Raw genomic sequence first — 15,629 nt, forward strand, 5'->3', positions numbered from 1 at the left:
CTTTCTTTTTTTATGTTTTGGGGCCTCCGCAGCGCCTAAAGGCGCTGCGGCGCTAGGTTCCGGGGCTCGCAAGTCTGCTCGGCCCTGCAGGCAGGCAAAGCCTGCCTTTGGTCTGGCCCTTTGGGCCACCCCTTCACAGCGCTAGGCCGCACATCCTTTTTCTTTGCGCTGGGCGTTTCGGCTTCGGCCCCTAGATTTTCCTCTTTACCATTAGTCCAATTCCGCTATGATTCGCGTAGAAAATATTAAGAAACAGTTTGGTCAGCAAGAAGTCCTCAAAGGGATTACCACCGTTTTTGAGGAAGGCAAAACCAACCTCATTATTGGAAAAAGTGGGGCGGGTAAAACCGTAATGCTCAAGATTTTGGTGGGGCTATTACAGCCGACTTCTGGCCATATTTGGTATGGCAATACCAACTTTACTCAGCTAAGTAACAAACAACGCAAAGCCATACGGACCGAAATGGGGATGCTTTTTCAGGGTTCGGCCCTTTTTGACTCTATGACGGTAGAGCAAAATGTCCGTTTCCCCTTAGATATGTTTACCCGATTGACGGCCAAAGAAAAACGCATGCGTGTAGATGAGACCCTAGAAAGAGTAGAGCTAGGCGGGGCCAATGATAAGTACCCTTCAGAGATTAGTGGGGGGATGCAAAAACGGGTAGGGATTGCCCGAGCCATTATCCTGAAGCCCAAGTACCTCTTTTGCGATGAGCCTAACTCGGGCCTAGATCCTACTACCTCTATGCGCATTGATGAGTTGATTCATCAGATTACGGTAGAAAACCAGATGACGACGGTGATTAACACCCACGATATGAACTCGGTTATGGAGATTGGCGATAAGATCAACCTCCTCTATTTTGGCGAGTTGGCCTGGGTGGGCAATTGCGGCGAGGTTATGAGCAGCGATAATGAACTCTTGCAGGACTTTATTTTTGCTTCGCCTTTCTTGCAACGCCTTCGAGATGCGGCCCTAAAAAATGGTCATTAGACCTTATACTATATTATATAGTAAATGCTGCCCTTTATGGATAAGGGGCAGCATTTTTTGTTTTTGGGGCTGACTATTGGGGAAATAAAGGAAATGCAACTGTGGCCACGGAGTCAATCTGAGATGTCCATAAGCCTCCGTGGCCGCCACGGAACCGTATTGTTCCGTTGGATTGGCTCCGTGGCCGCCACGGAACCGTATTGTTCCGTTGGATTAGCTCCGTGGCCGCCACGGGACCGTATTGTTCCGTTGGATTGACTCCGTGGCCGCCACGGAACCGTATTGTTCCGTTGGATTGGCTCCGTGGCCGCCACGGGACCGTATTGTTCCGTTGGATTGACTCCGTGGCCGCCACGGAACCGTATTGTTCCGTTGGATTGACTCCGTGGCCGCCACGGAACCGTATTGTTCCGTTGGATTGGCTCCGTGGCCGCCACGGGACCGTATTGCTCCGTTGGATTGGCTCCGTGGCCGCCACGGAACCGTATTGTTCCGTTGGATTGGCTCCGTGGCCGCCACGGGACCGTATTGCTCCGTTAGATTGACTCCGTGGCCGTCTCTCTCTATACAACAAAATCAAATAAAACTGAATATAGATGAGTAACTAAAAGAACAACTTTTAGTTATATATCAAAGGCTCCAAAAAGGCAAATACCAAAAAAGTTGTAACTTTTTTGGTATTTGCCTTGACTTTTCAAATTTTTAGCCTCATATTTATAACGTTACAAACATTTACGTAATTATAAAAACTAAACAAATGAACGAAGCTGTTTGGATTTATTTACAAAACACCTTTAACAACAGGACAAAAAAGAACTTCAAGCTGATGTACTTGTTGTCTACTGATCATATAGATCGTTTGCGTAGACGGGCATTGCGTGAGCCTCGGATTGATCCTTTGTTGCAATATTTGGTTCCCTATTATGATGCCTATATTGCTTATTATCGGAAGCGGCAATTGGATACGCGTAACTATCGGATGAACACCTTAACGATAGAGCGGCTATTGGCGGAGCTTTCTAGTAGTTTGATACGGACTTGGGATGTTTCGATACAGGTACAGCACCCTATTACGAGCATTGAGTATCAGATTTTGTTGCCTCGTGGTCGGGCACCTTTTCAGACGGGGGCCTATGAGATGCGGATTGATGCTGTTTTTGTTTTGGCGGATAGTTTGCAGCGTTTTTCGACGCTAAGCAGCTTGGAGCAGGACGTCCGTTTGTTTGCCCAGCAGATTCGGGATGCGCGAGGGGCCCAGCAAGGGATTGAAGAGGAGGAAAGTGGGAATGGAGGAGAGCTGGAGCGACTTCGGGCCGATTTGGCGGATGCCCTACACTATGTATTTGCGGGATTGCTTCAGATTTATAATAAATCATTAGGGGTTGTGGAGGAGCTTTATGAGATGCAGTATTTGCGTTCTACAGGCGGTGCGAAGTTGGTAGAAGAGGCCCTTAGTAATTTGTCGCTAAGTTTGGCGCCCAATAGTCGAGAGCGTGTTTGGGAGGGGGAGTTGGAGATGGACCAGCGTTTGGTATTGACGAATACGGGGGCTGCTGTCATTACGGCTTATACCTTGGCTCAGGCGGCTGATTCGGCACAGACGGTGCATCATTTGCAGTTGGATGAGTCGATGAGTATTATTGTTCCGGCTGGTCATCGCTTGCTGATTGTGGAGAATTCGACGGAATTTTTGGCGGAGGTCGTGCTAGAGCAGTATCCTTCGGCTTAGAGTAGGCTAAGGCATTTTAGTTAAGGACAAATAAGGAGTCCTCCACGACCATTTTGGTTGTTGGAGGACTTTTATTTTTTTAGGGGATGAGCCCCGGAGGGGCGAATGCTATGCGGGGCGCTTTGGCCTGTTAGGGCCAAAGGAGCCCGGCCCCCAGGCGGGGGCGGCGAAGGGGGGGGAATTGCCTGAAATGGAATATATTGAGGGGGAATATAGGCGAAAAGTGTGGAGGGAGTGGCTGCCGCCAGCCGCCGGCCGGGCGCGCTTGGCGCGAGCCTGCGAAGCTTGAAGGCGCGAAGCGGCTTGTAGCTGAGCAGTTGGGCGGATTGGCCTAGGGGCCTGCAAGGGTGCCGCGCAGCGGCAGACCTAGGGCGAAATGAAATGAGCCCGCAGGGCCGAGCAGGCCTGCGAGCCCTGAAAGGGCCCGGCCGCCGAAGGCGGCAGGCCCCAAAACCTACTGCTTAATCAGCATTTGGGCGCCATAGGGCGTTTGTAGAATATATTGGCCTGCGGCTAAGGATTGGAGGTTCAGACGATAGCGATTGCCCTTTGCGCCCTCTTCAATGAGTTCGTAGGAAAGAGCAAGCTCTTGCCCCATCAGGTTAAAAAGGCGTAAAGGAGCTGATTGGGCGGGGCAAAAGATAAAAGCCTCTTCTTTGGCGGGTTGCGGATAAAGCTTAGTTTGGAATTCAGTGGCCGGACTGCTTTGTAGTAGTTTAGAGTAAAGCTGTAGACCTGTTTGTTTCTTAAGTACAAGACGATAGTAACGGTCAGCGATCAGTTGGCGGTTATCTTCATAAGTTTGACGCTCTTCCTTGAGCGGGAAATGGGCTAGCGTACTCCACTGCTCCATTCCGTTGGGGCTAGACTGCAATTCGAGTGACTGCGCACTGCTATCGGGCCAAAAATTCCAGCTCAGTTGCTTTTCATGCAGCTCAAAGTTGGTCAGCCAATCTTGAGCAAGCAGAACAGTATTACAGCTATTATCTGCGGGACAACTAAAGACAGGGCTGCCATCAGAGCTACAACTATAGCAGGTTAATGAGGCACAAATAACCATTTCTCCATCTAAGCGATTATAACTATAGAGGTTATTGGCTTGCAAATAGCCGCAGCTACTAGAGTATAAGGCTCCGTAGGCTTGTACATCATTTTGGACGAAAATGCGGCCAGAGTTATCAATGGTACCGGGAATGTCTAAGTAACTACTATAAATCTCTCCTTGAGAACCTGGATGACAATCGCAGCCAAAGTTTTCTAAAAAGCTTGCACTATTGTTTATTGCCAAACGAGCAGCAGTCTCTAAATGGCCATAATTGCTGATGCGACCAGAATTTAGTTGCAAGTTTCCCTGAGCGATTAGACTACCTTCTTGGATGACTGTAGAATTATTGAAATCTATTAAACCAGATACAAAAAAAGTTCCGCCTATCGCATTCTGCAAAAAGACGGAATTGAATTGAGCTGTACTAATATCTACCTGCCCATAGTTGTAAAAATAATCTCCACTAAAATTTACTCCATAAGATTGCCCACTGCAAGGAAGTGATGGAACATTAGTAAACTGTCCATAGTTCCGGACAACACTCGTATTGGAAAAGCTGCCAGAGTAAAAATTTGTACTTCCGGTATTATAAAACAAAGGTGCACTAGAACCATAGATATTTATATAACTCGCCGAGAACTGCCCATGATTGTAAATTTCCCCAGGATGATTTAAAACACCAATATTTAAAATGCCCTCATTCGTAATTTGTGCATTGCTACCATAAGCTCCAAAGTTATAACAATTGCCCGAAGCTTGACTCAGATTACCCGTAGGGGAAATATATAACTCCCAATCCTCAGCAGAATAATTTTGATCTAAAGTAACGGTATGAGTAATGCTAACCAAAGGGCTTCCATAAGCTGGAGGAACTTGGCCATTAAGCCAAGTACTAGGATCTGACCAATTGCCATCCTGAACGGTTTGGTATTGTGCATAACTACTAGCCGAGAAGAGCAAAATACTGTAACATAAAATTAAGAATCGATTGATGTTCATAATGTAGATATTCTTTATAAGTGTTGGTGATTAAGGTGATGAAAATACAGCTATATCCCTTAGTATATAGGTTTCTAAATTTAATTCTATGTGAACAAACCTGAGACAAAAGCGCTAACCGAAAAACGCTAGGAAACCTTAAGTTGTGATCAGATGAAGATGAGTGTTTTCCCTCTAGAGGTATTTTAAGGATAACACCTAGGAATAATACTTATCGGGCATAAAAAAAGCCTAGACTCCAAACATGGAATCTAGGCTTCGCTTTATTCTTTCAACTTTAAATCTCGAATAGCCCGCACATTAGAGAGCCGATTTCGATGCTGTAAGTACTGTTGCTGTCCCGACTTTAAAAATCCTCGCTCCTGCAAGATAATTAGGGTATATCCTTGTAGGGAAGGCTGTAAAATAATTTTATTGGGTAGCTCGGCCTTATCGTTCTGTTCAAAGATAATTCGTTCGGTATCGAACTGGCTAAGCATATAGCGGGCGGGCAAGCGGCTATCATCTAGGGGGAGGTCTAAAAACACCTGTCTTAGGCCTTCATCATAAAAGATGCGCATACGTTCTTCAAAGATTTTGTCATCTCCTTTTTTCAAGACGGCAATTCCTTCTATTACATTAGGATTGAGTAATCGCCAGCGTTCTATAGAGGTACCGGCCTCTGGGGTTTGGTCTTCATACTCTCCTAGCAGCCATTCAAAGAGTTGAATACGAGGGTGAATTTTATGCTTTTGGGCTTTTTTTCTAGAGCGGCCCTTAGCTTGTTTTCTACGAAGGCCTCTTTTATTTTCCTTTTCTAATTGTTTTGGCTCGGCCTTAACCCTATTTTGCTCTTGCAAAGCCTCTATTTGGGGGGCTAGGCTAGGGTCGGCGGCTGGAGTTTTGGCATAATTCCTCTGAACAACTGGGCTCATCTTAGGCAGGGGGTAATCTGAAGCGATTACGGCCTCTTCTTGGACCAATAGGGGGGCCTCTTCTTGCAGTTCTACATCTGGGGTTAAGACCACAAGTTCATCGGTTGGCTGCTCCTTTAATTTGGTCAGTTCATTAAGGTCTTCCTCTGCCAATGGCTGAGGAGCTTTTTCTTGTGCTGCCTGTAAAATCTTCTCGGCCTGTTCTTTTTCTTGTGCTTCAAATTGGGCCTCTTGTTCTTTGGCATTCAAGGGAAGGGCCTCACTTTCGGCCTCTTCCTTAATTGCTTCGGCTAACAGCCCTCGCTCAGAGGGTTCGGCCATCTTTGGAGCTGCTTCTTGCTCAAAGAAGAGCGGGCTGGCCAGTAAGATAGCAGCCACAATAGATGCTGCTGCAAAATAAGGCGCAAACTTGAGCATAGCCCCTCTAGGCCGAGCGGCAGATTTTGGAGAAATTTGCTCAAAGCGGGGCAAGTCCTCCTGAGTACTACTGCCCTCAGGCCGATCCAATTCCCCGCTAATGCGAGACCAGAGATCCTGGCTAGGCTGTTCGTCTAGCTTGTCGGCATTCTCCCGAAAGAGCTTAGAGATGTAATCCTCTCGACTCATAATTTAGTGTGTATAATAAGATGTTAATAATGGGATGATTCTATTCTGTGCCCCGGATTTGCCGGGCCGCTTCCACTAAAGTACGCATCTTCTTCTTGGCTAAAATCAATTGCGATTTTGAGGTATTGATACTAATCCCCAACATTTCTGCAATCTCTCGATGCTTATAACCCTCTACCACATAAAGATTAAACACCGTTCTATAGCCCGTAGGCAACTGCTCCAATAAGGCCAGAATTTCTCTGGCCGAAAGCTCGTCCTCTACGCTAATCTGTACCGCCTTGGCAGGCACTTCCGTGATTTCCACATGCTCGCTAAAGCGATACTTTTTACGCAAAAACATTAAGGCCTCATTGACCACAATTCTGCGAATCCAGCCCTCAAAGCTCCCCTTGCCAGCGTACTTATCTATCTTTCTAAAAACCTTACAAAAGGCCTGCACTAAAACCTCCTCCGCATTTTCAGTGGTCTTTACATAGCGTCTACTCAAACCAAACATTTTGGCAGAGTAACGCTGGTAAACCCGCTCCTGTGCAAGGCGATTCCCCGCACGACATCCTTCAATGAGTTCCTCTTCGGTCACAGTTTTGGTGCTTTGATGTACAGAATAACTACGAGCTGCTGGCATAAGATGATGTTTTCTTTCTCTCCTATAGATGCAACTATCCAAAATTTAGGTGTCTCCCCTAATCAAAATTACTATTATTTTTGTCATTCTTCTATAGGTTGGCTTTCTTTTGCCTCTGTAGCCGCCCCTCAAAGCAAGAACAAAAGCCAAATGCCTAGCCTAGTTGTTTTTATTCGTCTGTTATAATAAGTAATAAAAAAAACCGACCTTTATGTCCGAATTTCATTCTCCAACATAAATTTGCATTTTATGTCTATTATCACCACCGCCCAATATATTCTAGAAGACCTACAAACTGCTATCGAACAACTTAGCGACGAGCAGTTTGCTAGCCCAAATAGCCTAATCAATGCTTCTGTAGGCCAACATAGCCGCCATATTATCGAGTTCTTCCAATGTCTAGAAGAGCAAACTCCAGAAGGTAGCATCTGCTACGATTTGCGCCAACGCAAAACAGAAATCGAAACCTCTACTCAGGCCGCTAGCCTTGCTATCGATGGCATTCTCGCTTGGCTACAAACAGAGCCCCAAGAACAAAGCCTCCAACTATTAGTCGACCATAGCCTCGCTAAAGAGGAACAGGAAAAAAGCCCTATCCAAAGCTCTCTACACCGCGAAATTGCCTTTAATGTAGAACACGCTATCCACCATATGGCTATTTTTAAAATTAGCCTCAAGTATGCCTACCCCAATATCGAATTAGCCGAAACTTTTGGCTTAGCGCCCTCTACTTACCGCCACCAACAACGACAAAGTTAGTAGGTCTAGGCTCTTCCATATTATGTCCTCCAATGGTTGCTTACTAGTTGGAGGACTTTTTTTTGGGGCCTGCCGCCTTCGGCGGCCGGGCCCTTGCGGGGCTCGCAAGCCTGCTCGGCCCTGCAGCCCTGCGGGCTTGGGTCTGGCCTGCGGCCACCCCTGCAGGCACCTAGGCCAATCCTCCCCTACTGCTCAGCTACAAGACGCTTCGCGCCTTCAAGCTTCGCAGGCTCGCGCCAAGCGCGCCCGGCCGGCGGCTGGCGGCGGCCACAACATTCTCTGCACCTGAGCTAATCTACCCCTCAATATATTCCATTTCAGGCCTAGTCCTCCCCTGCGCCGCCCCCGCCTGGGGGCTGGGCTCCTTTGGCCTTGGAGGCCAAAGCGCCCAGCATTACGATGCCCCCCTCCGGGGCGCATCCCCCATAAAAAAAGGGCTGTCGGAAAACCCGACAGCCCTAAAATCTATGGCGTCATTAGATTAACGAAGCAAATTCACCGCCCCGTTAATAATTGCCGTCTCTCCATCAATATAAAGTACCTCAGCATACCAAGCATAAGCCCCAGAATTCATTGGCTTGCCCTTAAAGCTACCATCCCAACCCTGCAAAGGATCATTAGGATCAAGGTCTACACCTTCATACACCAACTCGCCCCAGCGGTCATACACTCTAAACACCAAAATCTGTTCTACCTTCTCATCGCCCTGAATAAAGAAGCGGTCATTATTCCCGTCATTATTCGGCGTAAAGGCCGTAGGTGCAGCGGCATTTCTAGGCTTCTCCATCTTCACCACAATCGAGCTATCCTGCATACAGCCAGAAGCATTCATGGCCGTAAACTGATAAATGCCCGACTCATAAGGCGTAATATCCATCATTAGACTACTATCCAGCAATGCTCCAGAGTTAATCTCGGTCCACCACCAACTAGCTGCAGTCGTATCATTCAAGTCCGCAAAAAGCGTCAAGGTATCGCCATACTCTAGCACATACTCCACCTCGCCCGAATCTAAGGCCGGACCAAAGCTCGTGATAAAGAAGGGATCTGCCGCTTCTACCGTCACCAAAGTATCAAAGAGACAACCATTGTTATCTTGGACATACAAAGGATAAATCCCCGCTTCCAAGCCCACAAAAAGGTTACCGCCCTGGAACGTCAAGCTATCTAGACTATAAGTATAGCCGCCCAACAAAGTCGATCCGCCCGTTCCATCCAACTGAATGCTTCCGTTCGCATCGCCTACACAGGCCACGCCTGTAATATTGAGGTTGCCAATACCTACTTCCGTCGGATTCGCCAAGCTAATACTCGTATCTACCTTACATCCGTTGGCATCTTCCACATTAAGCGTATAGTTGCCTGCCGCTATGCTATCCAAACTAGGCGTTAGCGCCCCATTGGACCATAGATAACTATAAGGCGAAGTTCCACCAGCTACTGTAGAGCCCAATGCTCCTGTACTGTTGTTGTAGCAATCTACCGCTCGAACTTGGTTCAAGCTCAACTCTAGTTCCGCAGGCTGAGCCACTTGGTAGCTAAAGCTATCCACACAGCCACTAATCGATTGGACCACCACGCCATATTGGCCAGCAGCTACAGCCGTAATGCTTGTGCCCACAACTCCATTGCTCCAGTAACTCGCCTGCAAAGGCTCATTCGAGTTCGTAATGCTAATCGAACCCGTAGAAGCCCCATAGCAATCTACATCATCAATCGCTACCGTAATGCTCAAGGCCAAGGCCTCGTCTACTACTGCCGTATCTACCTGCGTACAGCCATTAAGGTCGGTTACACTCACATAATAAGTGCCTGCAGAAAGGCCAGTCGCTACATTCGTCGTCTGACCCAAAGGATCTGACCACTGATAGCTTAGAGTTCCTGTTCCACCAGAAGCCATCACCTGAGCGCTTCCATCTGCGCTGCCTGTACAGCTTGCATCTGTTACATTCACTATTTGGCTACTGATTCCTGAGCTTTCATTTACTGTTGCCGAACGGACCACAAAACAGCCATTCGCATCTGTAATCGTCACACTATAGCTGCCTACTGTCAAGTTCGAATTTACATCCGTACTCGCTCCATTCGACCAAGCATAAGTATAGTCTCCATTGCTGTTTGGCGTTCCACCACTCACAATGGCCGTAATTTGACCAGAGGCCCCACCAAAGCAAAGCGCATCCGCAGTATTTAGGGTCGCCACTAGCTCACTAGCGGGTTCACTCACTATAATCTGACTGTTGGTCACACAACCATTGGCATCCGTTACGCTGACCACATAAGTACCTGCGGCCAAACCGCTAATACTTTGGCCAGTCATTCCGTTGGACCAAGCAAAGCTGTATGGTAGGGTTCCGCCACTCAAGAAGACCGTGGCCGTTCCATCGGCTCCCCCTTTACAGTTCACCGCCGTCATCCGAATCGTATCGACGACTAGGGCCGCAGGTTCTACCATATTGACATCCAAGGTCGTGCTACAGCCATTGGCATCTGTTGCCGTTACTGTATTTACTCCAGCGCCTAGGCTTGTTGCCATCGCTGTGGTCTCGCCATTGGGCCAGAGATAAGTATAAGGGGCAGTCCCTCCGCTAGCCACTACTGTAGCCGTTCCATCTTGATCGCCATTACAGCTAGGGTTACTGCTCGATACAAAGCTCAATACTACAGGATCTGGATTTTGTAGCAAAACTTGTTCTGTTACAGAACAACCTTGGCTATCCACTACTACCACAGAGTAAGCGCCTGGCGCTAGGTTCATTGCGGTGGCTGTAGTTTGTCCATCCGACCAAAGGTAAGTATAAGGGGCGGTTCCTCCTGTGGGAACAGCTGTAGCGCTACCGCTATTCGCTCCAGCACAGGCGGCTGTATTGGTGCTAATCGTTGTAGTCAACAAGCTAGGCTCGCCAATCACGATGCTTTCTACTAGCTGACATGCATTGGCATCGGTTATCGTTACGCTATGCGTTCCTGCCGATAGCCCTACTGCAGTCGCCGTTCCTTGGCCATCTGACCAGAAGTAAGTATAAGGCGTTGTTCCACCTTGTACGCTTACCGTAGCATTACCATCTGTACTTCCGTTACAGCTAGGTGCATTGGCGCTCATGCTAGCCGTTAGGGCGGCGGGCTCTTCTACTTCTGTAGTAGATACCATATCACAACCATTGGCATCGGTGACCGTCACCTCATAAGTACCGGCCATTAGGCCCGTAATTGTGGCTCCCGTCATACCATTATCCCAGTTGTAGTTATAAGGAGGCGTTCCACCGCTAGCGCTTACACTAGCCGTTCCATCGCTTCCACCTGCACAAGATACATCCGTATCGCTTAGGCTCAACTGAATGGCCGTGGGCTCTGTAATCGTTACCGAAATCGGCAATACACAGTTGTTTCCATCTCGGACCTCTACGGTGTAGGTGCCTGCGCAGAGACCCGTAAAGTTATTATTGCTGCTAAACACATTGCCTGTTTGACCAGGACCCAAAATGCGGTATTCATAGCCATTTACGCCCAAAGTACCCGTTCCAGATACTGCAGTAGCGATAATTTGGCCATCGCAATCATTAGCACAGAATACATTCACTTGCTGGATCGTCGCATCCAAAGGTACTGGATCGGCTAAGCTGATGCTATCAATAGCGGTACAGCCAGAAGCATCCGTTACCGTTACGGCATAAGTCCCTGCCGCCAAGTTGCTAGCAATTGTACCGTTTTGAGCTTGGGCGCCAGACCAGGCATAAGTATAAGGGGCAATGCCACCACTAGCCGTAACCTGAGCCGCTCCATCTGCAGCGCCGGGGCAGCTAATTGCTGCGCCGTTGTAGTTCGAGTATTGTTGAACGTTGAGAATAATTTCTGCAGGTTGGCTAATAGTAATTGTATTACTAGCAGAACAACCTCGGCTATCTGTAGCCGTAAGCGTATACGTTCCAGCTCCTACATTGCTAAGATCTTCAGTAAGTTCTCCATTGGACCAAACATAACTATAGTTAGGCGTACCACCCTGAGCATCGGCATCAATATTAGCATCTTCTTCACCAAAGCAACCAGCATCATTTGATCCAAGAAAGTTAACTTGAACTGCAGTAGCAGGCTCCCCAATCAAAGCATTATCTGTAATTGTACAGCCATTGAGATCGGTTACCGTTAGGCGGTAAGTACCAGCCGTCAAGTTATTGTTAATAGCTAAACCACTATTACTAGGCGACCAGCTATATACATAAGGAGCAGTACCTCCGGCCACTGTTGCCGTTGCTTGTCCATCATTACCAAAGCGACAACTTACAGAGTCTGTAGCCACGCTAAGTTGTAAAGGAGTGGGGCTGCTCACCTGAGCGCTATCGATATAGACACATGCATTTGCATCAGTTACAGTTACATAATACTGTTGTGCAGACAAGCCAGTAGCTGTTTGTGTCGTCTGGCCATTTGACCAGTTATAGCTATAGCCGGCGGTTCCGCCAGTAGCATTCACAGTAAGTTCGCCATCTGTATTATAAGAACAACTAATGCTATTCGCTATAAAGGTGGCGCTGATCGCCGTAGGCTCTGTAATCTGAATACAAGTATCATGAAAACAACCATTCACATCGGTCACCGTCACACAAATAGGACCAGCAGCTAAGCCAGTAGCTGTTTGTGTTGTTTGTCCATCGGCCCAAAGGTAAGTATAAGGTGCAGATCCATTGGCTGGGGTAATCGTAGCCGTAGCATCATTTCCACCTTGGCAAGAAACCATACTAGCGCTTGCGGTAGAAGTAATCACGACTCCATTACTCACTACAATGCTATCAATAAGCTGACAGCCATTATCATCTGTTACCGTTACAGTATAAGTTGCAGCGGCTAAGTTAGTAGCTGTAGCTGTAGTTTGAGCATTGGGATCATTCCAGAGATAGGTATAAGGAGCAGTACCATCCGCAACAGTGACGGTGGTACTTCCACTAGCTTGGCCAAAACAAGCAGCATCTACTGCGCTGAGGCTAGCAGAAAGTGCTGCAGCAGGCTCATTCACTACAATAGAATTTGTATACAAACAAGCATTAGCATCTGTAACACTAACTGTATAAGTTCCTGCCATCAAGTTATTGGCTGTGGGTGTATTCTGAGCATTGAGATCACTCCAGAGATAAGTATAAGGAGCAACTCCACCAGTGACTACAGCAGAAGCAGATCCATCTGAACCAGCAAAACAATTAACATCGGTATTGCTCATTGTAATGCTTACCGCAGTAGGCTCTGAAATGACTACCTGATCCGTTACACTACAGCTATTAGCGTCTGTAATTGTTACATTATAGGTTCCAGCAATAAGATTTGTTGCTGTTGCTGTTGTTTGGTTCAGTCCATCATCCCAGCTATAGCTATAGGGAGTGGTTCCACCTTGTGGAGTTGTCGTTGCTTCTCCATCGTTGCCTGTATTACAGCTAACATCTTGGCCCGTTGAAGTAGTAGACAAAGCTGTAGGCTCTCCGATAGTTACGGTAGTACTCACGCCACAAGCCAAACTAGCATCATTAACTTCAAAAGTATAAGTACCAGCGGCTAGTCCTGAAAAGCTCGGACTAGCTTGTACAGTACCTAGAGTTGGTGCTGTTTGTTGGAAACTCAAGCTTCCAATATCATTACTTACTGAAAAACCTACACTACCATCTGCAAAGCCGTTACAGCTTGCATCTGTTTGGTTATTTACAGTAAGAATAAGCGGACAACTTAGGCTTGTACAAGTAATAGAATCAATAGGGTTGGGGCAAATTCCTGTACCGCCCAAAGCGCGCACATAAATATGCACCGAAGTGCTAGGTGGCAGCCCATTTACTGTATGGCTAAGCGTTCCTGTTGGGCTGATCCAAGTTAGGCCAGAGTCTAGGCTGACCTCATAACCTGTAGCCGAAGCCACTGCGGCCCAATCAAATGTAATATCATTAGCAGTCGTGTTTCCACAGCTTAAGGTTGGAGCAGCAAGAGAGTTACCCACCTCAATGCGAATAGAATCTACATAGGTACAGCCCACAGCATCCGTTAAGGTCACACTATAATCTGAGCTTACTGTTGGTCCAGCTGCAGGGTTGGCGCAGGTCGTACAGCTCAAATTGGGGCCAGACCAAAGGTAGGTATTACTAGCCGATGAGGGCGCAAAATGAATAGACCAGTTGTTAATTGTTCCAGCAGCTCCCAACGCATTATGCGATACAGCCAAAGACCAAGTTCCATTACTTGCTCCTAGGTTGAGGTTAGAGAAGGGTTCTTCTGGACTAAGATCCGCATTAGGGGGAATAACTGTAAATGGTCCAGAATAAGCAGTTACAGAGGTGGCTGCTGTAGGAGAAAAACAAACATTGGTATAAGCCCCCGTGTTAATTCCTCCATTACCACTAGATAGGTCAATGCTATCTCCTGATGGAGAAACTAAAGTCAAGTTAATATTAGAAGTAGGGTTGTTGGTAATATCCACACAAACAGAGTCGATACTTCCGCTAGTTAGGGTGAGGGGCGAAACGCCTGCCACTGTAATATCAGAGCGGACATAGCCACCAGAGTTGATTCCTACGCTATTCGGGTTACTAAATATAGAAGGCGTTGTTATAGCCCCTGGTAAATTAGCAGAAAGATAAGTTGAGTCGCCATTACAAACCGTATCGGGAGCGGCTGTAATTAGGGTGGCCCCTGTATCGCAGCAGACAATCACGGTTTGCATATCGGTTCCTACACAGCCATCTCCACTATCCCAATTGTAGCTAATGGCGTGCACGCCACCGCCAGCGGCAGCGGGGTCCCAACTAGCCGTACCATTTCCATTATCGACTACGCCTGGTCCAGAAAAAGTACCCGTACCTTCGGGAGTACCTAAGTTAATAATGGTACATCCGGCCCCACCATTGAGGGCTGTATTTGAGATAATTGTATTGGAGCCTGACATTCGGATTTCGTTAATAAATGTTCCGCTGCTGGCCAAATCGCACCACTCCATAGAATAAGAAGTAGCTGGATCTAGGTACTCGATAGTTGCTTGGAACTGGCTATTGCTAGGCAATTGGCCTTGATAGTTCCCCCCTGTATTAGAAGGCCCCCAATAGGCAATGATATTCCCCGTTGCATTGGGTCCATCATATACGCGCAAAATATTCTGCGTAGCAGAAAAAGCGTCGGTAATGATATCAAAATAGAAGCCGGGGGTAATTCCGAGATTGCCTGGAGATGCGCTAGTGGGATCTGCAGTTAATGTCACTGCACTACCCGTACAATCATAAGGACTGTTAGCCGTCAGGTCATTAAACTGAACAGGAGCACAGGGCAAAAGGATACTACAATCCGTAGATCCTGTTCCCCCCGTTTGGTTTGCCGAAATTTGGGTAGGTTGATTTGAGAAGTTGGTAATCAACAGAATGTATACATCTCCTGCGGCGGCATTGTTAATAGTTACCGTTTCAAAGGCGTTGGCCGAGTAGCTACAGGACTCAATAGCGCTTCCTGCCCCCCCATTACCGAGGTTGCCGCATTGGCCCAAGGCCACACCCAAGTTGTTAAATGGTCCATAGAGGATAAAATCAACATCTACAGAGTTCGTATTGACCAAATCAATAATTAGGTTACCGGGCTGATCAATTTGTAGGTAATACCAGGCTGGGTTAGGCTGAGAGCCTAGGCATCCGTAGTTATTGCCGGCTGGGGCGGCGGGTTGGTTGGTCCCTGCAGGGAAGGTAATCCCCGAGCCAGAACAAAAGGGCTCTGAGGCTGCACATGTGGCGCCTTGAGCCGAGGCTGCTGCTGGCATAAGCAGCAGAGCCAAAAGTGGTAAAAGGAAAAATCGAGTCATCTGCTGGTAGGATAGCATAGATTTTAGCTTGATTTAAGAGGCTATAGCCTCTAAGCGATAAAAAAAAGCGCTAGGCGCTTGATTTGTGGGGGGGAATATACGGTTCTACAGGCCCCGAAGGGGCCGCAGGCTTAGGGATGGA

The 15,629-nt window shown here is 47.5% G+C and carries 7 protein-coding genes; 3 read left to right on the forward strand and 4 right to left on the reverse strand.

Features of this window, described 5'->3' with window-relative positions:
- Window positions 1–226 precede the first annotated feature (226 nt).
- Together SGRA_RS03150 and SGRA_RS03160 are read left to right on the forward strand one after the other, a co-directional pair.
- Window positions 227–994, forward strand: a complete 768-nt coding sequence (locus SGRA_RS03150) for an ABC transporter ATP-binding protein (RefSeq protein ID WP_014373706.1) — start codon at window positions 227–229, stop codon at window positions 992–994.
- 757 nt (window positions 995–1,751) lie between these two features.
- Window positions 1,752–2,723, forward strand: coding sequence for a hypothetical protein (locus SGRA_RS03160; RefSeq protein WP_148268253.1), 972 nt, complete (start codon window positions 1,752–1,754; stop codon window positions 2,721–2,723).
- 454 nt (window positions 2,724–3,177) lie between these two features.
- On the opposite strand, the gene SGRA_RS03165 is transcribed toward SGRA_RS03160, so the two are convergent.
- The 3 genes from SGRA_RS03165 to SGRA_RS03175 form a co-directional block, all read right to left on the reverse strand.
- On the reverse strand, window positions 3,178–4,767 hold the full coding sequence (locus SGRA_RS03165) for a hypothetical protein (protein ID WP_014373708.1): 1,590 nt from the start codon (window positions 4,765–4,767) through the stop codon (window positions 3,178–3,180).
- A 263-nt stretch (window positions 4,768–5,030) separates the two neighbouring features.
- Window positions 5,031–6,287: a hypothetical protein gene (locus tag SGRA_RS03170; protein WP_014373709.1), complete on the reverse strand. Its 1,257-nt coding sequence runs from the start codon at window positions 6,285–6,287 to the stop codon at window positions 5,031–5,033.
- Between the two features lie 40 nt (window positions 6,288–6,327).
- Complete coding sequence (locus SGRA_RS03175; RefSeq protein WP_014373710.1) at window positions 6,328–6,915, reverse strand: RNA polymerase sigma factor; 588 nt, start codon at window positions 6,913–6,915, stop codon at window positions 6,328–6,330.
- Between the two features lie 249 nt (window positions 6,916–7,164).
- Between SGRA_RS03175 and SGRA_RS03185 the strand changes: the two genes are divergently transcribed.
- The gene (locus tag SGRA_RS03185; RefSeq protein WP_014373712.1) at window positions 7,165–7,674 is read left to right on the forward strand and encodes a DinB family protein; all 510 of its coding nucleotides are present in this window, start codon (window positions 7,165–7,167) and stop codon (window positions 7,672–7,674) included.
- Window positions 7,675–8,155: 481 nt separating this feature from the next.
- Here the strand turns inward: SGRA_RS03185 and SGRA_RS03190 are convergent, their stop codons facing one another.
- A complete protein-coding gene (locus tag SGRA_RS03190; RefSeq protein WP_014373714.1) occupies window positions 8,156–15,505 on the reverse strand; it encodes a T9SS type B sorting domain-containing protein in 7,350 nt (2,449 codons plus the stop codon).
- Between the last annotated feature and the right edge of the window lie 124 nt (window positions 15,506–15,629).

It is taken from the genome of Saprospira grandis str. Lewin (genome assembly GCF_000250635.1).
Classification (GTDB): Bacteria; Bacteroidota; Bacteroidia; order Chitinophagales; family Saprospiraceae; genus Saprospira; species Saprospira grandis.